This window comes from Paenarthrobacter nicotinovorans, assembly GCF_007670255.1.
Taxonomy (GTDB): domain Bacteria; phylum Actinomycetota; class Actinomycetes; order Actinomycetales; family Micrococcaceae; genus Arthrobacter; species Arthrobacter nicotinovorans_B.
The window spans coordinates 272,882-293,714 of sequence record NZ_SZVS01000006.1 but is presented as its reverse complement, the minus strand read 5'-3'; the positions used below and the strand labels follow the sequence as shown (position 1 = coordinate 293,714).

Sequence of the window (20,833 nt, the reverse complement as noted above, 5' to 3'; positions counted from 1 at the left end):
GTCAGTTATTGTGGCGCTCGTGAAGGCAATTCGAAGGTTTACAGTCCGTACCGTCCTCCCCGAGCCCATCCGGCCGCTGGCCCGATTGGCGACGAACTTGCGCTGGTCCTGGCACCGGCCAACCCGGGAACTCTTTGCGAGCATCAACCCCGGCCTGTGGGAGGCCGCCCAGCACGACCCCATAGCCCTTCTCGGATCCATCAGCCGTGAACAGCTGCAGGAACTGGCCAACAACGGCGAAGTAGTGGAGCGTGTGCAGGCAGCAGCAGCGGACCTTGACCGCTACCTCAGCGAACCGCGCTGGTACCAGGGCCTCGGCCAGGACGCTCCGGCGTGCATTGCCTACTTCTCCCCCGAGTTCGGCATCACGGAAGTTCTCCCGCAGTACTCGGGCGGCCTGGGCATCCTCGCCGGCGACCACCTCAAGGCAGCTTCGGACCTCGGCGTGCCGCTGATCGGCGTCGGGCTCCTCTACCAGGCCGGCTACTTCAAGCAGTCGCTGTCCCGCGACGCCTGGCAGCAGGAAACCTACCCCGTCCTGGATCCCGACGGCCTCCCGCTGACCCTGCTCCGCCACCCGGCCAAGGACGGCGGCCAGGGCAAGCCGGTCCACATTTCACTGCCGCTGCCCAACGGCCGCGAGCTGCACGCGCACGTGTGGCGTGCCGACGTCGGACGCGTTCCGCTGCTGCTGCTGGACTCCAACGTCCCCTCGAACGACGAAGCCGCGCGCGGCATCACCGACCGGCTCTACGGCGGCGGCGGCGACCACCGCCTGCAGCAGGAACTGCTCCTGGGCATGGGCGGCGTCAAGGCCCTGCGCGTCTACCAGGAACTGACCGGGACCCCTGCGCCCGAGGTCTTCCACACCAACGAGGGACACGCCGGATTCCTGGGGATTGAACGCATCCAGGAAGCCATGTCCGACCCCGAGCACCCCCTCAGCTGGGAAGAAGCCCTCGCTGCCGGCCGTGCGTCCACCGTGTTCACCACGCACACGCCCGTACCTGCCGGCATCGACCGTTTCGAGGCGCTGCAGATCAAGCACTTCTTCGACGCCGGACTGGCGCCGGCCGTGCCCACGGAACGGATCCTGGAGCTCGGCCGCGAAAACTACGACGGCGGCAACCCCTCGGTCTTCAACATGGCCGTGATGGGCCTGCGCCTGGCGCAGCGTGCCAACGGCGTGGCCAAGCTGCACGGTGTGGTGTCCCGCGAAATGTTCTCCGGCCTGTGGCCAGGGTTCGACCATTCCGAAATTCCGATTACCTCCGTCACCAACGGCGTCCATGTGCCCACTTGGGTGGACCCGCGGATTTCCTCCCTGGCACGTCACCAGTTCGGGGCTGAAGCCGAGGCGTTGGGACGCTGGGACCTGGCCTACAACGTCAGCGACGAGGACGTGTGGGGCCTCCGCCGTGAGCTCCGCACACAGCTCATCGAGGACGTCCGACGCCGGCTCCGGGCTTCCTGGAAGAAACGCGGAGCCGCCGATGCCGAGCTGGGTTGGACCGACTCCGTCCTGGACCCGGATGTGCTCACCATCGGCTTTGCCCGCCGCGTGCCAACGTACAAGCGGCTTACCCTCATGCTGCGCGACCCCGCACGGCTGAAGGCCTTGCTGCTCGATCCCAAGCACCCCATCCAGCTGGTCATCGCCGGTAAGTCGCACCCGGCAGATGACGCCGGCAAGAAGATGATCCAGGACCTGGTCCGTTTCACCGACGACCCCGACGTCCGCCACAGGATCGTGTTCCTGCCGAACTACGACATCGCCATGGCACGGACCCTGTTCCCGGGCTGCGACGTATGGCTCAACAACCCGCTGCGTCCCCTGGAAGCCTGCGGCACGTCCGGCATGAAGGCCGCGATCAACGGCTCGCTCAACCTCTCCGTCCTGGACGGCTGGTGGGATGAGATGTACGACGGCGAGAACGGCTGGGCCATCCCGACGGCCAACAACGGCGCGTCCGCTGACGAACGGGACGACATCGAGGCCGCGGCGCTCTACGAGCTGCTTGAAACCCAAGTGGCACCGCGCTTCTACGGCACCACCGTGGCCCAGGGCGCCGGAGCCGCAGGACCGTCCGAGTCCAGCCACGAGACCGTGCCGACCCACTGGGTCTCCATGATCAAGCACACGCTCGCCCACCTCGGCCCCGCCGTTTCGGCCGAACGGATGCTCCACGACTACGTCAACAACCTCTACTGCCCGGCCGCGGTGTCAGGTCGCAGGGCCGTTGCCGAGTCTTTCAAGGAGGCCAAGGAACTCGCAGCCTGGACCTCAAAGGTTCGCGAGGCGTGGCCCCAGGTTGTGGTGGAACACGTTGACTCGGTCGGCGTCTCCGAGGAACCCCAAGTGGGCGACAGCCTGCAGGTCAACGCCTACGTCGCGCTGAACAACCTGACGCCCGACGACGTCTCCGTGGAAGTGGCATTCGGCCGTGCGGAGGAATCCGACGAACTCGAAGACATCGTCGTGGCGGAGCTGGACCCGGTGGAGGACCTCGGAAACGGGCGGCACCTGTTCAACGGCTCGCTGGTCATCAACCGCTCAGGCTCCTTCGGCTACACCGTCCGGGTCTTCCCGAAGCACTCGGCGTTGGCGTCCAAGGCTGAACTTGGGTTGATCGCGAACGCCTAGTCCCAATCACGTCGGTGGCCCGCTTTTCCGTTGTTGCCCAACAACGGAAAAGCGGGCCACCGACGTTTTAGTGCTCGAAAACTGCGATGATCGCCAGGTCACGGCCTGCGTAGCGCTCCGCGTCCTGCAGGATTTCGCACACGACGCCGAAGGAACGGTCCGTGCGGTACGCGGCGGGGACCTGCCAGATCATGGTGACGGGGCTGCCGGCGTCCTCTGACAGGGCATCTGCGTAGTCGTGGAGGGAATCGTTCAGGGCATCCAGGTTCACGCCGTAGTACTCGGGGAAGTCCAGGACCTGGCCAAAGACCTCCAGGACTGCCTGCTTGGTGGTTGCCGGTGGCACCAGGACTGTCCTGCGGCCTGCGTCGGAAACCTGCTCCTGAAGTTCCTCCACGGTCCAGGTGTCTGCTGAGTAGATCTTCATGGGCTCCTCTATGTGTCCTCGGCTACTTGTCCTCGACGATGAACGCGAACGACTCGTAATGGTCCGGCGTGTAGTACTTCGCGGCGTCCTTACCCACGATGATCCGCCGCGCTCCGCGATCCGATTCCCCCGGGGTGGGCACGGTGTACTCCTTGTAGAAACCCCCCGGCTTCTTGGGCAGCAGGCCCTCGAAATTGCCGAAGTTCACGCCGTCACGGTCGTAAGGATAAGGGCCCCCTTTGGCGATCAATGCCAGAGTTTGGCGGGCCTCCTTCGGCAGCTGCGAGGCGTTGATGGAGGGCAGGCCGGAGGGGTTCTCCACAGCCGGCGGGGCCGTGGTCTTGCCAGGCACAGCGGCCGTTGACGTGGGCACAGGGCCAAGTGTCGGCGTCGTGGTTTGGACGCTTGGCGCCGGTGACGGCGCCGTCAGCGCGCCTCCGCCCACCATGGCAACCACCAGCACGACGACGGCGATCACCAGTCCCGCGAAAGCCACCAGTTTGCTGCGGCTGCGGTTCATGCGGAGAACTCCCTGTGCTTGGTACCTAGGTGCGGTAGATGTTGATGGTGTTGGCTTGCAGGATATCCCGCTCGCCGCTGGCCACCAACGCGCCCTTCCGACGGTCGTGCAGCACCGAGGTGGTGAAGCGGAGTTCGAACATGCGCTTGCCGATGCCCGACTCACTCAGGATCTCCGGAAGCACCATCTTCACGTCGTGGTTGTTGCCGTTAACCACAATCAGCCCGCGGATCTCGCTGTCCTCATGGCCCATCAGCAGCTGGACGGCACGAACACCGGGATCGTTCCAGCGTGCCGGCGTCATCCGCTGACCCTTGTCATCGAACCACTGAAGGCTGGAGCTGTTGGCTTGGCCGGGGAAACTCTCCGGCTGGTGGCGGAGGAACCAGCGGCGCAGCCTGACCAGCTCCCGGGTGGTCCGGAACATGGCGTTGGCTTCCTGGGTCCGGCTCCAGTCCAGCCAGGCCGTGGGGTTGTCCTGGCAGTAGGCGTTGTTGTTGCCCTGCTGGGTGCGGCCCAGTTCGTCACCGGCCGTGATCATGGGAACACCGATGGAGATCAGCAACGTGGCCATCAGGTTCCGGATCGACAAGGCCCGCGCCGCAACGATGGCCTCGTTCTCACTACGGCCTTCCACCCCATGGTTGTAGCTGCGGTTGTCTCCGTGGCCATCGCGGTTTTGCTCGCCGTTGGCCTCATTGTGCTTGCGGTCGTAGCTGACCAGGTCCTTGAGGGTGAAGCCGTCGTGGGCCGTAATGAAGTTCACCGACGCCAAGCGCGTGCGGCCCGAGGAACCGAAGAGGTTTGCGGACCCCGCCATCAGCTCGGCCAACGACGCCACCGAACCGCCCTGGCCACCGGATTCCATGGCGGCACGGTCCGAAAGCCAAAAGCTGCGGACACCGTCCCGGAAGTGGTCGTTCCAATCAGACCAACCCTGCGGGAAGCGGCCCGTCTGCCAGCCGCCGTAGCCCACGTCCCACGGCTCGGAAATCAGCTTGACCTCCGACAAAACCGGGTCCTCCGCAATGGCCTGCAGGAAGGGGTGGCCGGGATCGAAGGTGTTTCCGGCGTCGCGGCACAAAGTCACCGCGAGGTCGAAGCGGAAACCATCCACATGGAACTCGTTGACCCAGTAGCGGAGGGAATCGAGCGCAAGGTCCACCACCACGGGTTCGCTGAAATCCAGGGTGTTGCCGCACCCCGTGGTGTCCAAGTAGCGGCCATGGGCATCATGGCGGTAGTAGCGTTTCTCCCCCAAACCGCGGAAGCTCAGGACCGGTCCGTCGGGGCCGGCTTCTGCGGTGTGGTTGTAGACGACGTCGAGGATGACTTCGATCCCGGCCGCATGCAGGAGCTTCACCATGCCCTTGAGTTCGTCCTGCACGGCATGGGGACCTGCATTGCGTGCAGCTTCCGTGGCGTAGTCGGCGTGCGGAGCGAAGAAGGCGGCGGTGTTGTAGCCCCAGTAGTTGGTCATGCCGAGGTCCTGGAGGTGCGATTCATCCAGGTGGAAGTGGATGGGAAGCAGCTGCACCGCAGTGATGCCGAGCTCGGTGAGGTGTTGGATCATCACAGGATGCGCCATGCCGGCGTAGGTGCCGCGCAGGTGCTCGGGAATCTCCGGGTGGAGCATTGTCTGGCCCCGGACGTGGGCCTCGTAAATGACGGACGTCCGCATCGGGGTACGCGGCGGCTGGTCGTTGCCCCAATCGAATCCAGTGTCCACGTGGACGCTTGTCAGGAACTCGCCACGTTGGTCCACGGCCCGCCCGTAGGGGTCCAGCAGCAGCGGCTGCCGGTCGTCGTCGTCGAGGTCCAGCGCCGGGACCGGCATCGGAAGCCCGCCCTCGGACGGCGCGGCCCGGAAGCCGTAGCGCGTTCCCGGAGGCAATCCGCCGACCAGCCCGAAATGCACGTCGTTTTCCGTGTTGGGAAGGATCTGGGCACGCCATGATTCGCCCGGCGCCTGGAACACGATCTCCACCTGTTCCAGGTCCGGCGCGAAAACGGCCACGTTCACTTCATGGTTTTGCGCCCTCTCCGCATGAGGAAGAGCGGGCTGGGGTGCGCTCAGTCCGAGGGGTCGTGGCCGTGAGGCATCGACGGCGGCTTCTGTGTCAAAGATAGGCATAACCATTGAAGGCAAGTTTAGTTCCACGCCCGGTATGTGCGGCCTTGGGGGCCCATATGACGACGAACTGCCTGCTGATTTCATAACTTGGCATACTGGGAGGCAGAGAATTGGAGGTTCTATCGTGCGCGTGGCACTCGCCCAAGTCATCTCCGGCCGCGACCTGGCCGAAAACCTGCGGCTCCTGGAGGAGTATGCGAGGCGCGCCAAGGACGGTGGCGCCGAGCTGGTGGTCTTTCCCGAAGCCATGATGCGCGCGTTCGGAAACTCGTTGCTGGACATCGCTGAGCCCCTGGATGGGCCGTGGGCGGCCAAGGTTCGCGCCATCGCGGAGGAACTGCAACTGGTCATCGTCGCGGGCATGTTCACACCTGGCGCTGCTACGGAGACCGGAGCACCCCGTGTACGCAACACCCTTCTGGCCACCGGCCCCGGCGTGGAAGCCAGCTACGACAAGGTCCATCTTTTCGACGCCTTTGGCTTTGCGGAGTCGGACACAGTTGAGGCCGGTACAGAACCAGTAACGTTCGACGCCGGTGGCCTCACCTTCGGATTGGCCACCTGCTACGACATCCGGTTCCCGGCCCTCTTCACCGCCAATGCGGAACGAGGTGCTGTGGTGAACATTGTGTCGGCATCATGGGGAGCCGGTCCGGGGAAGGCCGATCAATGGCAACTCCTGGCCCGGGCGCGGGCTGTGGACACCACCACGTTCGTCCTCGCGTGCGGCCAGGGCGACCCCGCCACCCAGGGCGTCGAAGCCAAAGGCACGGCACCCACGGGAGTCGGGTACTCCGCCGTCGTGTCTCCCTTCGGGCAGGTCCTGGAAGCCCTCGAAGGCGAGCCCGGGCTGATCTTCGCAGACCTCGACGCCTCCGTGGTGGACGATGCCCGTCAGAAGCTCCCGGTCCTGGCCAACCGCCGCAACTTCTGACCCTCTCTCACATCCCCCAAGCTTCCCGCCAACGCTCGCGCACATCCCCCCCGGCCTCCCGCCGACGCTCGCGCACATCCCCCGGGCAATGAGCGTGAGGCAGCTACCGCCGTCGTGTCTTCGCGACCGAATCACGCGGGACGTGAGAGAGCGACGCCACCAAACCCGCGGAACGTGAGAGAGCGATGCACCCAAACCCGGGGAACGTGAGAGAGCGACGCCCCCAAACCCGCGGAACGTGAGCGAGCGATGGGTATGCAAAAGGCGGCGGCCGCGTCAGCGACCACCGCCCTTAAGCACCGCTTACTACGCGGAGCGCTGCCGGGAGACCTCGTACAGCGAGATCCCAACGGCCATGGAGGCGTTGAGCGATTCCATGGCCGAGTCGATCGGGATGGAGACGATCTGGTCGCAGTTTTCGCGAACCAAACGGCTCAGGCCCTTGCCCTCGGAACCAACCACGATGCAGACCGGCTCGGTGGCAACCGTCAGGTCGGGCAGTGATACGTCGCCATCGCCATCCAGGCCAAGGACGTAGATGCCCATGTTCTTGAACTGCTTGAGCGCGTTGTTGAGGTTCGACGCGCGGGCCACCGGTACGCGGACAGCGGCACCGGCGCTGGTCTTCCAGGCGGACGCCGTAACGCCCACCGAACGACGCTCGGGCACGATCACGCCGTGACCACTGAAAGCGGACACGGAACGGATGATGGCGCCGAGGTTGCGCGGATCGGTAATGCCGTCCAGTGCCACGAAGATCGGGGCGTTGGAGATGTGCCCCTTCTTCCACTTCTCCACGGTTTGCTCCGCGAGCTCGTAGGCGTCTTCGTACTCGTACGGCGGGATCTGCAGAACGAGTCCCTGGTGGACGGCGTCCTCGGTCATCCGGTCCAGCTCGGGCTTGCCGGTCTCCAGCAGCGGGATACCGCGCTCGGCTGCGAGCTTGAGGGATTCCTTGACGCGGTCATCCATTTCGATGCGGATGGCAACGTGCAGCGCCTTGGCCGGGATACCCGCGCGCAGGGCTTCCACCACGGAGTTGCGGCCAGTGACCAGTTCCTCGGTGGCGCGGCCCTTCGGACCCGAGCGGGCGCCGCCGCCGCTGGGACGTGCGGCTCCGCGCTTGGCGGCCGAACGCTCGGCGAGCTGCTTGTTCTTGTACGCCTTGTGGTAGACGCGGTCTTCCGCCTTGGGAGTGGGACCCTTGCCTTCGAGAGCCTTGCGGCCGTGACCTCCGGTACCAGCGGAGGGGCCCTTCTTCTTCTTGACCGACCGGTTACCGTTGTTGGCCATGGGGTTCCATCCTTGATTTTGTGAGTAAGTCTGGAATCAAGTCTACTGACCCAATGCAATTCGGCCGCAGTGCCGCTTTGTCAGTCGCGCTTGAGGCTCCAGGTGGCGCCGTCCGCACCATCTTCGACGACGACGCCGGCAGCGGCGAGCGTGTCGCGGATGGCGTCGGACGCGGCCCAGTCCTTGCCGGCCCTGGCTGCGGCGCGGGCCTCCAGCTGCGCTTCGACGAGGACCTTCAGCGCAGAGTGCTCACGGCCTTGCTCGGCTTCGGGCTGCTTCACTGCGTCCAAACCGAGCACCTCGGTCATGGAGAGCACGCTGTACAGGGCTGCCTTGGCGGCTTCCAGGTCACCCGCGGCCAGCGCAGTGTTTCCTGCCCGGACGGTTTCGTGCAGCACACCGAGCGCCTGGGGAACGTTGAGGTCGTCATCCATGGCGGCGCTGAAGGCTGCGGGCATGTTGGCTTGCGGTGCCACGTCCGGGCGACCGGGTACTTTGGCGGACGCTTTCGAGATGAATCCGTCAATACGTTCGACGGCCGCCGCGGCCTCCTGCAGCGAGGTGGGCCGGTAATCCAGCACGGAACGGTAGTGGGCCTGGCCAAGGTAGTAGCGGACCACGCGGGGCGAGGCGAGTTCCAGCATCTCCGCCGGGCTCACGGTGTTGCCGATGGACTTGGACATCTTCTCGCCCTCGTACGTGACCATGCCGTTGTGCATCCAAAAATTGGCGAACTCATCGCCGGCGGCCTGCGACTGGGCCATCTCGTTCTCGTGGTGCGGGAAGCGCAGGTCCAGTCCCCCACCGTGGATGTCGAAGCGCTTTCCCAGGTATTTGGTGACCATGGCTGAGCACTCGAGGTGCCAACCGGGTCGGCCCGCACCCCAGGGAGAGTCCCATTTGGCGGTGACGGGCTCGCCGTCTTTGAAACCCTTCCACAGCGCGAAGTCGCGGGGGTCGCGCTTCCTGCTGACGAATTGGGCTTCGACGTCCGTTGCGCCTTGCATGTCATCGATGTTCTGCCGCGTCAGCGAGCCGTACTTGCTCCACGAGCGTACGTCGAAGTAGACATCGCCGGAACCGTCAGGAGCGGCGTAGGCGTGGCCGCGGTCCATGAGGCGTTGGATCAACGCATGCATTTCGGGGATGTGCCCGGTCGCGCGGGGTTCGTACGTGGGACGCTGCACGCCAAGGGACTCGTAGGCCTTCTCGAATTCCTGCTCGTAGCGGTAGGCCAGGGCCCACCACTCCTCCGCCTGGCGGGCCATCGGTTCGGTGTCCCACTCGGGCCCGAACGACTGCGCGGACTTCGCCAGGATTTTGTCGTCGATGTCCGTGACGTTGCGTACGACAGTCACGCGCAGCCCGCGGAATTCAAGCCAGCGGGTCAGCTGGTCGAAGGCGATCGCTGACCGGACGTGGCCCACGTGGGGCATTCCCTGGACAGTCGCCCCGCAGTAGTACACGCTGGCCTTGCCGTCTTCGAGGGGAACGAAGTCGCGGACTTCGGCGGAGGCGGTGTCATAAAAGCGCAGGGTCACCGCTCCAGATTAGCCGATGACGCGGCGTGACCTGCCTACTTGCAGTATTCGCCGATCTTGTTGAACTGAACCTTGAGCTTTTCCTGCTGCTCCTGCGTGGCCGCACCCAGAGACGACGCAGCGGCCTTGTCCATGATCGCGGCCATCTCCTTGATGGGATCGCCGATTTCCGGCGCTACCTTGTCCGCGATCTCGTGATAGTGCTCAGCAAGCTGCTTCGACTGCTGCTGTTGGTTGCCGTCCGGCTTGAAGGCGTCGTTGTTCAGGAAATCGCAGCTGGCCTTCACATCCATTTTGGGCGTCCCTGCGCACCCTCCCAGCAGGAGGGCGGTGGCCAATGCTGCCGGCAGCACCACTGCCGAACGCACGACGCCGGCACGTGGCTTACGCATGGGGCGCACCTTTCGCCGGACCCGGGTGGGAGGAAGCACCAACCGCGTAGACCAGGGCAGTGGCGACGGCCGAAATACCTTCGCCACGGCCTGTGAACCCCAGGCCGTCGCTGGTGGTGGCAGTGACGCTGACCGGGGCCCCGGCCGCTTCGCTGAGGACTTTCTGCGACTCTTCCCGCCGTGGCCCGAACTTGGGACGGTTGGCCACGAACTGGACCGCCACGTTTCCGATCTCGAAACCTGCCGCTCGAACGATCCGGGCCGCTTCCGACAGGAGCGTCACGCCGGAAGCGCCTGCGTACTCGGGCCGGTCCGTGCCGAAGTGTGTGCCAAGATCACCGATGCCGCACGCAGAGAAGAGGGCATCAGCGGCAGCGTGCGCAACGCAGTCGCCGTCGGAATGCCCTGACAGTCCCTGTTCGCCTTCCCACAGCAGGCCGCCCAACCACAGCGGCTGGGGGTCGTCTTCGGGAGCGAAAGCGTGGACGTCGATCCCGATGCCGGTCCGCGGCAAGATCATGTGCTCCGGCGCCATCAGCCCTCCACCCAACGCATTCCCAGCGGACCTTCGAGGAGCCCCTCGGCGATGATGAGGTCCAATGGCGTGGTGATCTTCAGGGACTGGCTCGCCCCCCGGACAGCGTGGACCGGGACACCGAGGAGTTCCACCAGCATGGCGTCGTCGGTTACTGTGGCAGCCTGCTTGTCATCGAAGAGTTCGGCGGCCTGGTGCGCCCGTTGCAGGGTGGCGAGCTCGAAACCTTGCGGCGTTTGGACGGCCCGGAGCTGTTCCCGGGGAGCTGTGCCCGTGACTACTTCCGGTGCAATCGAAGTATCCGAAGGATCCGTTTCCGCGACGGTCTTGATGGTGTCAACCACCGGCATCGCGGGAATCACGGCCTTGGCACCGGACGACAATGCATCGGCAACGCGCTGGAAGACCCGTTCAGGGGCCAAGGCCCGGGCAGCGTCATGGACGAGGACGAACTCGGTACCGTCTTCCAAAGCAGCCAAAGCGGCGCGGACGGAATCCGCGCGGGAGGATCCGCCGTCGACGACTGTCACTTCAGGACCACCGTCCACCAAGTCCACCGTGAAGTCCGCGATCGAAGCGCGCAACACAGTGTCACCCTTGGGCACAGCAACGCAGATCTGGCGGGCGACGTCCGAGGCGACGACTCCGCGCAGGGCGTGCATCAGGATGGTTTCGCCGCCCAACGGAACCTGGGCTTTGGGCATGCCGTAGCCGAGTCGCTCACCGGAACCGGCGGCGACCACAATCACGGCCGTAACGGCGCGCTTGGAAGGATGAGTCATGGGCACAAGGGTATGCAAGATATGCATGAAATACCCACATTCCGGGTATTTCCGCCGTGCAGCAGCCTCTGAGGGCAAAAAGAAACCCGGCGGCGCTTTCGCACCACCGGGCATCAATTCTTAGGAAGCCAAGACCTCGTCAAGAACGCTTGCAGCCTTCTCTTCGTCTGTCTTCTCAGCCAGGGCCAGTTCTGAAATCAGAATCTGCCGAGCCTTGGCCAGCATGCGCTTCTCACCTGCGGAAAGGCCGCGATCGTGATCACGACGCCAAAGATCGCGGACGACCTCTGCCACCTTGATGACATCGCCTGAAGCAAGCTTCTCCAGGTTTGCCTTGTAACGACGTGACCAGTTGGTGGGCTCTTCAGTGAACTCGGCGCGGAGAACATCGAAAACGTGCTCCAAACCGTCCTTGCCCACTACGTCCCGGACCCCAACAAGGTCAACATTCTCTGCTGGAACTTCAATGGTCAGATCACCCTGAGCCACCTTGAGCTTGAGATACATCTTCTCTTCGCCCTTGATGGTGCGCATCTTGATTTCCTCAATTTTTGCTGCACCGTGGTGAGGGTAAACTACTGTCTCGCCGACCTCAAAAACCATGTGGACTTTCCCCTTTCCCGCAGACTAGTCTATCACGATTAAGGCATACGACTGGCATCGAACAGCCTCCTCTCCCGCGCCAATACTGGGAAAGAGGCCCCAAAAGGGTTCGTCCAAGCTCTTGACGTATTGGCTGAAAGATGCATCTGGCAGGTATCCCAACGAGCGGCGCTTCTCCGTCTACTCCGCCACAAACCCCTCACGAATCCTTGTTTTGGGCCGTTTGCCGATAGGCTATGGCTGAAAAAGTTTCCAATGACTCTAGGAGTAGGTGTCGTGCGCATTTCTGCGATGAACACTGTCCAGCGCGGCAAGCTGGCAATTGCGGCCGCTGCAATCGGCGTCGGTCTTCTGTCCGTAACCGGCTGCGGCTTCGTGAACGCCCAGCAGACTTCGCACCAGTACTCGGCTTCGGACGGGGTCAAGGCCGACCTCGGAAAGCTGCAGCTGCGGAACATCCTCATCGTCGCTTCCGGCGAAAAGGAACCCGGCCGCGTCATCGGTGCCGTGTTCAACCAGTCCAACTCCGACGCCACGCTGACGCTCAGCGGAGCAAACGGCGCCCAGACCGAAATTCCGGTCAAGGCAATGTCGGAAACCTACCTCAACGACACTGCTGACGCCGCGATCCTCAGCACTGCGGGCGTGATCCCCGGTGGCCTGACCCCCGTGACCATCCGCAGCGGATCCGACTCCGCAACGATCAACGTCCCGGTAGTCAACGGCACTCTCCCGGAGTACGCCAAGTACCTGCCCAGCCCGTCGGCAACCCCCAGCGGCTCGGCAACTCCGGGCGCAACTGGTACCGCCACCAGCTCGGCAACCCCATCTGAGACCTCCACGAGTTCCGCAGCCGGCCACTAAGGCCCGGAGCCAGCGAACAGACAAAAGGAAGGGTCCCGCCGCGGCGGGGCCCTTCCTTTTTGCCCTGTGGTTCCGGGGGTTGCCCGGTTCCGGGGGTTAGGGCTCGAACTTGTAGCCCAGGCCGCGCACCGTCACCAGGTAACGCGGCGCGGACGGATCCGGCTCGATCTTGCTGCGCAGCCGCTTCACGTGCACATCCAAGGTCTTGGTGTCGCCCACGTAATCCGAACCCCACACACGGTCGATGAGCTGCCCACGCGTCAGGACACGGCCCGAGTTGCGCAGCAACATCTCCAGCAGCTCAAATTCCTTCAAGGGCAAGGAAACTTGCTCGCCGTTGACGCTCACCACGTGGCGCTCGATGTCCATGCGCACCGGGCCCGCCTGAACCGTGGAGGTGATGAGCTCCTCGGGCTCGCCCTGCCGGCGCAGGACCGCCCGGACGCGGGCCACCAATTCACGGGACGAGTAGGGCTTGGTGACGTAATCGTCCGCCCCAAGCTCCAGTCCAACCACCTTGTCGATCTCCGAATCCTTGGCGGTCAGCATGATCACCGGGACACTGGAACGCTGGCGCAACTGGCGGCACACCTCCGTACCGGGCGTTCCCGGCAACTGCAGGTCCAGGAGGACGAGGTCTGCGCCATTCCGGTCGAACTCCACCAAGGCGTCGCTGCCGTTGTCCACCACCTCGACGTCGAATCCCTCTTTGCCCAATAGATAGGACAGGGGGTCGCTGAAGGACTCTTCGTCCTCAACTATCAAAATCCGGCTCAAGCGCTGGCTCCTTGTTCTCGGGCGCCGCTGGCGCCCCCTTGCTGATTCACGTGCTGGGGTTGCTGGGTAGCGGGTTCACGGTCGACGGCGGCCGGGCCACCTGCGGACCCAACGGCGACTGCCGCGGTGGCTACGGAAGGCGGAAGGCCGGCGTCGTCGTCTTGCTCTTCCATCTCCGGCAAGCGGATGGTGAAGGTGGAGCCCTGGCCGGGCTGGGACCAAACGGTCACTTCGCCGCCGTGGTTGGAGACCACGTGCTTGACGATGCTGAGTCCAAGGCCGGTGCCGCCTGTGTGCCTGGAGCGTGCAGCGTCAACGCGGTAGAAGCGTTCGAACACCCGCTCCTGGTCCTCGGGCGTCAAGCCTTCGCCCTGGTCGGTGACCGAAATGGCTACGACGCCTTCGCGCGTCCGGACACCGACGCCCACGCGGGTGTTCTCCGGCGAATAGCGGATGGCGTTGTCGATCAGGTTCCGCAAGGCAGTGACCAGGAGGTCGCGGTCGCCGAACACCAGGGAATCGGAGTGGCCGCCCACCACGATCTGGATGTTCTTGCTCTCGGCCGGGAGCTGCGAACGGTCCACGGCTTCGGTGATCACCGTGTTGATGTCCACCTTGTTGCCTTGCTGCGCGACGTTGGCGCCCTGGAGGCGGGAGAGTTCAATAATGTCCTGGACCAACGCGGCCAGCCGGCCGGATTCCTTGTGCATCCGCTTGGCGAAGCGGCGCACGGCCTCTTCGTCATCGGGCGATGCCTCCAGTGCCTCGGCGAGGAGGGAGATCGCACCAACGGGGGTCTTGAGTTCGTGGGACACGTTGGCCACGAAGTCGTTCCGGATCTCCTCGGTGCGGGTGATCTCAGTGCGGTCATCGGCCAGCAGAACGATATATTCCCAGCCGAGCATGGCCGCCCGGACCTGGACCACAATGGTGCCTTTGCCCAGCGGTCCGCGCGGGAGTTCGTACTGTTCCTCCAGGATCACGCCGTCACGGCGGACCTTCGCGGTCATGTCCAGGAGCTGTTTGTGGACCACCGTGTGTCCCCGGACCAGGCCATAGGCGTACGCGGCAGGGCTGGCGCGGACGACGCCATCGATAGCGTCCACCACGACGAACGCACGGCCGACGACGGCAAGGACTTCCGCTGCACCTTCAGGGAGCAGTGGCTCGGTGACATCCAGATCCACGATGCTGCGCTGACGTTCGCTGATCCTGAAAGCGAGCATGCCAAAGACGCCCAGCGACAGGCCAACCAGGCCTGCAATGACACCTATAAGCAACGGATCCACGTCTCCAGCTTATGCTGTGGAATCAGGCCGAAGCATTGATCAGGCGCCAAACGTCCACGGTTCAACTAACGTTCATCTAAAGGTGCCAAACAGTTCATGGGGCCCTGACACAGTTACTGGTTGGACTGCCAATGGTTTTGAAGTCCGTCCCCGTCCCGGGACAGGATTTCCAAGGAAAGGACGCCTTAGTGCGCAAGGTTTTTCAGGAGGAGCTCACCCAGGTAGGTGACGACCTCATCGAGATCTCCAAGCTCGTTCACGAAGCAATAACGAAGGCCACAACGTCCTTCGAAGGCGCCGACGTGGATCTTGCACAGGATGTCATCGCGGCAGATGCCCGGATCGACTTCCTCCAGAACAGCCTGGACGAGCGCGCCATCGACATTCTGGCCCTCCAGGGTCCCGTAGCCAGCGACCTTCGCATGATTGTCGGCTCGCTCCGCATGAGTGCTTCGCTCGAACGCATGGGTGACCTCGCCCGGCACGTGGCCCAGCTGGCACGCCTCCGCTACCCCGCCACAGTGATCCCGGCTTCGCTGACCCAGACCTTCAAGGCCATGGCGCAGCATGACATCGAGATCGTCGCGAAGGTTATCGAACTTCTCGAAACCCGCGACCTCGAAGTGGCCCGCGACATCCTCAAGATCAACATCGCCGTGGACGACCTCCACCTCAGCGTGTTCAAGGCAATCGCTTCGCCGGACTGGAGCGAGTCAGCAGCCACCACCGTGGATGTCGCACTGGCCAGCCGCTACTTCGAGCGCTTCGCCGACCACGGCGTCTCCGTCGCCCGCAAGGTCACCTACCTGGTGACCGGCGAATGGCAGCCCGAGGGCTTCTAGCGCTCAAACTGCAGAGCATACGACGGCGGCCGGTCACCTTCGCCGGGAAGGTGACCGGCCGCCGTCGTTTGCCTATTTCTTGCCCTGGTTCGCTACCGCGAGGATGGCCTCGGCCGCGGCGTCGGGATCCAGGTAGGTTCCGCCGGGGGTGACGGGCTGGAAGTCTTCATCGAGTTCGTACACCAGCGGGATGCCCGTGGGGATGTTCAGGCCGGCGATGGCGTCGTCGCTGATGCCGTCCAGGTGCTTGACCAGCGCGCGCAGGGAGTTGCCGTGGGCCGTGACCAAAACGGTCTTGCCGGCCTTGAGGTCTTCCTTGATGTCCGATTCCCAGTACGGAAGGAGACGGACCAGCACGTCCTTGAGGCACTCGGTGCGCGGCAGGGCGTCGCCGAGGTCCTTGTAACGGACGTCATGTGCCTGGGAGAACTCGCTGTCATCGGACAGGGGCGGCGGCGGGGTGTCGTAGCTGCGGCGCCATTCCATGAACTGCTCTTCGCCGAACTCGGCAAGGGTCTGGGCCTTGTCCTTGCCCTGCAAGGCGCCGTAGTGGCGTTCGTTGAGGCGCCAGTCGCGCTTGACCGGGATCCAGCCGCGGTCAGCCTTGTCCAGGGCCATGTTGGCCGTGTTGATGGCGCGCTTCAGGAGGGAGGTGTAGAGGATGTCCGGGAGGATGTTGTTCTCCACCAGGAGCTCCCCGCCGCGCACTGCTTCTTTGCGGCCTTGGTCGTTCAGGTCAACGTCCACCCAACCGGTGAACAGGTTCTTGGCGTTCCATTCGCTGTGGCCATGGCGCAGCAGAATCAGCTTGTAAGTCATGGTTTTCATCCTAGCCGAGCGGCCCCCTGCCCTGCCCGGCGTTACGGGGTTCCCGCCGGGACCAACAGCAACGCGGGGTCACTTATGGCCCATCCAACGCCGCGGAAGGGGCCATAAGTGACCCCGCGTTGCACGATAAAGTGGGGCCGTGGTGCAAAAGGCGGAACGGGTGGGCTCTCCCCGCGGCAGGGGCGGCAACGCGGCAGGCAAACCAATTGGCAATATTACCCGCGGCACCACCAACCCCAACCGGATGCGGCGACTGGACCGCTGGCTCGCCGGACCGCAGGCATGGCGGCTGCGCACCGCCGTCGAGCCCCTTGTAGTGGACCTGGGCTATGGCGCCTCGCCGACCACCGCCGTCGAGCTTTTTGAACGGCTGCAGGCCGTCCGGACGGACGTGCAGGTGTACGGGATCGAGATCGAGCCTGAGCGCGTGCGGACCGCAAAGGCACTGGAGCGGCCCGGGCTGAGCTTCCACGTGGGCGGCTTCGAAGTTCCGGTGCCAGGCAATCCGGTGCTGGTCCGGGCATTCAACGTGCTGCGGCAGTACGAGGAGTCGGACGTACCCGCGATCTGGTCCCTGGTGCAGTCCCGGCTGGCACCGAATGGGCTGTTCATCGACGGCACGTGCGACGAGATCGGCCGCCGCGTCACGTGGGTGGCACTGGACCGGGAGCGGCCCTTGAGCCTGAGCTTCTCCGTCCGCTTCGGCAGTTTCGACCTTCCGTCCGAGGTTGCCGAGCGGCTACCCAAGGCGCTCATCCACCGGAACGTGCCGGGAGAGCCGATCCACGCGTTCCTGCAGGCCATGGACAAGGCCTGGCTGGACGCGGCGCCTTTGGCGTCGTTCGGAAACCGGCAGCGCTGGACAGGGATGTGCCGTTCACTGCGCGACGCCGGATGGCCGCTTCAGGATGGACCCTCGCGGTGGCGTTTGGGTGAACTGACGGTGGCGTGGGATGCGGTGGCGCCGAACTGACGCCGGCTTACCCGGGGTCTGCTCTACCAGGGACCGTAGGGGCCGACGTTGCGGTTACCGCCACTGCCCGCCTCACGGACTGCCGGGCGGACATCGGCGAGGTAGACGCAAGCCGCGGTGACGGCGGCGATCCCGAAGAGGCCAAGGCTGCTGCCGCCTGTCAGCAACGTCAACGCCCCGATGGCCAAGGACACACCCGTCAGCGCCAGCCAGAAGGTCTTGGTCCTCTTGGAAGCAGCCACGAACAAGGTGGGCCGGTGCCGCAGGCAATCAGCGAACGCCCACAGTTCCAAGGCCAGGGCCACCAGCCCCAGGATGAGGTAAACGCCGGTGCTGACGTACGCGATCAAGATTTTTCCGTCCACGCCCTCCAGCCTAACTGTCCAACGCCTTGAGTGCTTGCTCAAGGTCGGACCAGAGATCTTCCACGTTCTCGATTCCAACGCTCAAGCGGACCAGGTTGTCCGGAACGCTGAGCGGCTCGGCGGTGTGCCGCCGTCGTCGTTCGATCAGTGACTCAACCCCACCCAAGGACGTCGCCGGGAGCCACAGCTGCAACGCACGGACCAGTTCGTCCGCGGCTTCGGCGCCGGAGCGGTGCTGGTCTCCGGCGAGCTGGATGCAAAGGATGGAGCCGAAGCCCTTCATCTGGGCCTTCGCGCGTTCGTGTCCCGGGTCGGCGGGCAGGCCCGGATACCTGATGGCTTCGACGCGGGGGTGGGTGCTGAGCCGTTCGGCGAGCGTTGCCGCCGAGGCCTGCGAGCGCTCGATCCGCAACGCCAGGGTACGCAGCCCGCGAAGAGCCAGCCAGGCCTCAAACGGACCGGCGATACCGCCGTGGATGATGCGGTGGTGAAGGAGCGTGGCCCGCAGCTCCGGGTTGGATGTCACCAGGGCGCCGAGGACGACGTCCGAATGCCCGGCCAGGTATTTGGTCACCGAGTGAAGCACGACGTCGGAGCCCAGGCTCAGGGGCTGCTGCACCAGGGGCGTGGAGAAAGTATTGTCGGTGACCACGATCGCGCCCGCGGCATGGGCGGCATCGGTCAGGGAACGGATGTCGGCGATGCCGAGCATGGGGTTGGTGGGGCTTTCGAGCCAGAGCAGGTCTGCCTTCCTGCCCTGCTCCGGGCTGATCAGGGCCTTGACCGCTTCAGTGTCCGTGATGTCCACGGTACGGAGTTCAAGGAAGCCCTTCTCCGCCAGTTCCGTGGCCATCACCAAGGAGCCCGCGTAGCTGTGGGTGGGCATCACCACGACGCCCCCAGCCGGTACCAGTGAGAGCGCCGAACTGACCGCGGCCAGGCCTGACGCGTACAGCAGGCCCGGGAGCGTGGCGCCTTCCAGTTTTGCCAGCGCGTCCTCGAAGGGGTCCCAGGTGGGGTTCGCGTAGCGGCCATAGCCACGGTCGCCGTCGCCCAGGCTGCCAGTACCGAAGTATGTGGAGGACAGGACGATGGGCGGATTCACCGGTTCATCGTGGGACCGATCCGGACGACCGGCAGCAACCACAACGGTTTCAGGCGACAATTCGGCGGCGTGCTGATCGGAAAGGCTCATGGTTTCAGGGTAGCCGCGGGCAATGCTGTGGATGAAAGGCATTACGGCCCTTTGCTGTCAGGGAAGCTCGGTAGGCTAGACGCGTGAGTATTCAGAGCACAGGTCTTTTCATCGCGTTCGAAGGCGGGGACGGAGCGGGCAAGTCCACACAGGCTGCCCGGCTGTCGGACGCCCTCGAATCCCGGGGACTTTCCGTACTGCGCACCCGTGAGCCGGGCGGCACCCCGATTGGCGAGAAATTGCGCTCCCTTGTGCTGGACCACGGGCACGGGACCATCGATGCCCGCACCGAGGCCCTCATGTTCGCCGCTGCCCGGGCGGCGCACGCCCACCAGGTCATCCGTCCTGCCCTGGCCAATGGAACCGTAGTCATCACGGACCGCTATATCGATTCCTCCGTCGCCTATCAGGGCGCTGGCCGCGGCTTGGGAGCAGATGGCGTGTTGTCCCTTAACGAATGGGCCACCGAAGGCCTCCATCCGCACCTGACCGTACTGCTCGACGTCGATCCCGCCGACGGCCGCCAACGCCGCACTGCGGGGGACGCCACCGAGGACCGGCTTGAATCCGAGCCGGACGAATTCCACTCAGCCATCCGCCACGCTTTCCTGGACCTGGCCGGGGCCGCGCCGTCGAGCTATCTGGTCCTGCCTGCCGGCGATGACATCGAGGCGCTGACCGCCCGGATCCTGGAGCGGGTGGAGTCCCTGTTGGGCGACCGAGTTCCCGGCCCGCGCCCGTGAGCGTCTGGGACGACCTCCAGGGGCAGGCTCCCGTCGTCGCGCAGCTGAAGCTGGCGGCGCAGGGCGAGTCCGGCCTCACCCATGCGTGGCTCTTCACTGGCCCCCCGGGCTCCGGGCGCTCCAACGCGGCCAAGGCCTTTGCGGCCGCACTTAATTGCGAGCAGGACGATGTCACCCAGCGAGGCTGCGGCGTCTGCGCGGCCTGCCACACCATCCTTGGTGAGACGCACTCGGACGTGACGTTCGTGCGGACGGAAAAAGTCACCATCACCATTGATGAAGCCCGCGAACTCGTTTCCAAAGCCGGCGACCGGCCGGCCACGGGACGATGGCGCATCATTGTGGTGGAAGATGCGGACCGCATGGCCGAGCGCACCACCAATGTCCTGTTGAAGGCCATCGAAGAACCAACGCCGCGCACCATCTGGATGCTCTGCGCACCCTCCCCTGCCGATGTCCTGGTCACCATCCGTTCCCGCTGCCGCCCGGTGAGCCTGCGGCTTCCGCCGGCCGCCGACGTCGCCGATCTTTTGGTCAGGCGCGACGGCGTCGACCGCCAGCTCGCGGAACGGGCCGCCCGCGCGGCCCAAAGCCACATCGGCATCGCCCGCCGTTTGGCCCGCGACGCCGACGCCCGGGAACGCCGCCTGGAAACCGTCCGCATTCCCCTGGGTTTGCGGGGGGTGACCGCTGCGGTGATGATGGCCGAAAAGCTGGTCAAGATCGCCACGGAGGAAGCCAACAGCTCCAACGACGAACGCGATGCCGCCGAGAAGATCGCGCTGCTCGCCAGTCTGGGCGCACCCGAGTCCGGAACGTTGCCGCCGTCGATGCGCAGCCAGGTCAAGCAGCTGGAGGACGACCAGAAACGGCGTGCCAAACGCTCCATCACCGACTCGCTGGACCGTACCCTGACCGACCTTTTGTCCTTCTACCGAGACGTGTTGATCATCCAGTTGGGGAACGCCGTTGAACTGGTCAACGTTGAGCTCAGGGGCGAACTGGAAGAATACGCGGGTCGTTCAAACCCGGAAACCACCTTGGCCCGGATGGACGCCATCAACAAAGCCCGGGTCCGCATTACCACCACCAACGTGGCGCCGCTGTTGGCGGTCGAGTCCATGGCAACCAGCCTCATCCAGCAATAGGAGA

At 64.7% G+C, this 20,833-nt stretch carries 21 protein-coding genes; 7 read left to right on the top strand and 14 right to left on the bottom strand.

Translation table 11 applies throughout. The features are described 5' to 3' along the window. Nucleotides 1-19 precede the first annotated feature (19 nt). The gene (glgP, locus tag FDP28_RS11930; RefSeq protein WP_186313606.1) at nt 20-2,644 is read left to right on the top strand and encodes an alpha-glucan family phosphorylase; all 2,625 of its coding nucleotides are present in this window, start codon (nt 20-22) and stop codon (nt 2,642-2,644) included. Between the two features lie 67 nt (nt 2,645-2,711). Here glgP and FDP28_RS11925 read toward each other — a convergent pair whose 3' ends face one another. From FDP28_RS11925 to glgX, 3 genes are read right to left on the bottom strand one after another with little or no spacing between them, the layout of a single operon-like run. Continuing rightward, complete coding sequence (locus tag FDP28_RS11925) at nt 2,712-3,071, bottom strand: barstar family protein (RefSeq protein ID WP_144661635.1); 360 nt, start codon at nt 3,069-3,071, stop codon at nt 2,712-2,714. Nucleotides 3,072-3,093: 22 nt separating this feature from the next. Then, nucleotides 3,094-3,591 (bottom strand): guanyl-specific ribonuclease, encoded by a 498-nt coding sequence (locus FDP28_RS11920; RefSeq protein WP_144661634.1) that lies wholly within the window; start codon nt 3,589-3,591, stop codon nt 3,094-3,096. A 25-nt stretch (nt 3,592-3,616) separates the two neighbouring features. Then, a complete protein-coding gene (glgX, locus tag FDP28_RS11915; RefSeq protein ID WP_144661633.1) occupies nt 3,617-5,731 on the bottom strand; it encodes a glycogen debranching protein GlgX in 2,115 nt (704 codons plus the stop codon). Nucleotides 5,732-5,849: 118 nt separating this feature from the next. Between glgX and FDP28_RS11910 the strand changes: the two genes are divergently transcribed. Continuing rightward, nucleotides 5,850-6,659 (top strand): carbon-nitrogen hydrolase family protein, encoded by an 810-nt coding sequence (locus FDP28_RS11910; RefSeq protein ID WP_144661632.1) that lies wholly within the window; start codon nt 5,850-5,852, stop codon nt 6,657-6,659. Nucleotides 6,660-6,965: 306 nt separating this feature from the next. On the opposite strand, the gene rlmB is transcribed toward FDP28_RS11910, so the two are convergent. From rlmB to FDP28_RS11875, 6 genes are all read right to left on the bottom strand, one after another. Then, nucleotides 6,966-7,952 (bottom strand): 23S rRNA (guanosine(2251)-2'-O)-methyltransferase RlmB, encoded by a 987-nt coding sequence (rlmB, locus tag FDP28_RS11900; protein ID WP_144661631.1) that lies wholly within the window; start codon nt 7,950-7,952, stop codon nt 6,966-6,968. Between the two features lie 80 nt (nt 7,953-8,032). Further along, a complete protein-coding gene (gene cysS, locus FDP28_RS11895) occupies nt 8,033-9,493 on the bottom strand; it encodes a cysteine--tRNA ligase (protein ID WP_144661630.1) in 1,461 nt (486 codons plus the stop codon). A gap of 35 nt (nt 9,494-9,528) precedes the next feature. Further along, nucleotides 9,529-9,885 (bottom strand): hypothetical protein, encoded by a 357-nt coding sequence (locus FDP28_RS11890; protein WP_144661629.1) that lies wholly within the window; start codon nt 9,883-9,885, stop codon nt 9,529-9,531. Next, on the bottom strand, nt 9,878-10,420 hold the full coding sequence (gene ispF / locus FDP28_RS11885; protein WP_186313605.1) for a 2-C-methyl-D-erythritol 2,4-cyclodiphosphate synthase: 543 nt from the start codon (nt 10,418-10,420) through the stop codon (nt 9,878-9,880). Before ispF ends, FDP28_RS11890 begins: the two co-directional genes overlap by 8 nt. Beyond that, the gene (ispD, locus tag FDP28_RS11880; protein WP_186313604.1) at nt 10,420-11,202 is read right to left on the bottom strand and encodes a 2-C-methyl-D-erythritol 4-phosphate cytidylyltransferase; all 783 of its coding nucleotides are present in this window, start codon (nt 11,200-11,202) and stop codon (nt 10,420-10,422) included. Before ispD ends, ispF begins: the two co-directional genes overlap by 1 nt. Before the next feature lie 120 nt (nt 11,203-11,322). Then, complete coding sequence (locus FDP28_RS11875) at nt 11,323-11,805, bottom strand: CarD family transcriptional regulator (protein ID WP_009357288.1); 483 nt, start codon at nt 11,803-11,805, stop codon at nt 11,323-11,325. A 291-nt stretch (nt 11,806-12,096) separates the two neighbouring features. Here FDP28_RS11875 and FDP28_RS11870 point away from each other — a divergent pair, with 291 nt between their 5' ends. Further along, nucleotides 12,097-12,669, top strand: a complete 573-nt coding sequence (locus FDP28_RS11870) for a hypothetical protein (RefSeq protein WP_144661660.1) — start codon at nt 12,097-12,099, stop codon at nt 12,667-12,669. Between the two features lie 96 nt (nt 12,670-12,765). Here the strand turns inward: FDP28_RS11870 and FDP28_RS11865 are convergent, their stop codons facing one another. Both FDP28_RS11865 and FDP28_RS11860 read right to left on the bottom strand, forming a co-directional pair. Continuing rightward, complete coding sequence (locus tag FDP28_RS11865) at nt 12,766-13,446, bottom strand: response regulator transcription factor (RefSeq protein WP_020608526.1); 681 nt, start codon at nt 13,444-13,446, stop codon at nt 12,766-12,768. Continuing rightward, nucleotides 13,443-14,726 carry a sensor histidine kinase gene (locus tag FDP28_RS11860; RefSeq protein WP_186313610.1) on the bottom strand — a complete coding sequence of 428 codons (1,284 nt, stop codon included), beginning with the start codon at nt 14,724-14,726 and terminating at the stop codon, nt 13,443-13,445. Before FDP28_RS11860 ends, FDP28_RS11865 begins: the two co-directional genes overlap by 4 nt. 197 nt (nt 14,727-14,923) lie before the next feature. On the opposite strand from FDP28_RS11860, the gene phoU reads away from it, so the two are divergent. Continuing rightward, a complete protein-coding gene (phoU, locus tag FDP28_RS11855) occupies nt 14,924-15,577 on the top strand; it encodes a phosphate signaling complex protein PhoU (RefSeq protein WP_144661628.1) in 654 nt (217 codons plus the stop codon). 72 nt (nt 15,578-15,649) lie between these two features. Here phoU and FDP28_RS11850 read toward each other — a convergent pair whose 3' ends face one another. Then, entirely contained in the window at nt 15,650-16,396 is a 747-nt protein-coding gene (locus tag FDP28_RS11850) for a phosphoglyceromutase (RefSeq protein WP_144661627.1), read from the bottom strand. 148 nt (nt 16,397-16,544) lie between these two features. On the opposite strand from FDP28_RS11850, the gene FDP28_RS11845 reads away from it, so the two are divergent. Further along, nucleotides 16,545-17,378, top strand: a complete 834-nt coding sequence (locus FDP28_RS11845; RefSeq protein WP_186313603.1) for a class I SAM-dependent methyltransferase — start codon at nt 16,545-16,547, stop codon at nt 17,376-17,378. A gap of 23 nt (nt 17,379-17,401) precedes the next feature. Here FDP28_RS11845 and FDP28_RS11840 read toward each other — a convergent pair whose 3' ends face one another. Further along, on the bottom strand, nt 17,402-17,743 hold the full coding sequence (locus FDP28_RS11840) for a DUF2516 family protein (protein WP_144661626.1): 342 nt from the start codon (nt 17,741-17,743) through the stop codon (nt 17,402-17,404). Nucleotides 17,744-17,753: 10 nt separating this feature from the next. Beyond that, complete coding sequence (locus FDP28_RS11835; RefSeq protein ID WP_144661625.1) at nt 17,754-18,938, bottom strand: trans-sulfuration enzyme family protein; 1,185 nt, start codon at nt 18,936-18,938, stop codon at nt 17,754-17,756. Between the two features lie 83 nt (nt 18,939-19,021). Between FDP28_RS11835 and tmk the strand changes: the two genes are divergently transcribed. Next, nucleotides 19,022-19,681, top strand: a complete 660-nt coding sequence (gene tmk, locus FDP28_RS11830; protein WP_144661624.1) for a dTMP kinase — start codon at nt 19,022-19,024, stop codon at nt 19,679-19,681. Then, a complete protein-coding gene (locus FDP28_RS11825; protein WP_144661623.1) occupies nt 19,678-20,829 on the top strand; it encodes a DNA polymerase III subunit delta' in 1,152 nt (383 codons plus the stop codon). Before tmk ends, FDP28_RS11825 begins: the two co-directional genes overlap by 4 nt. Nucleotides 20,830-20,833: the final 4 nt, after the last annotated feature.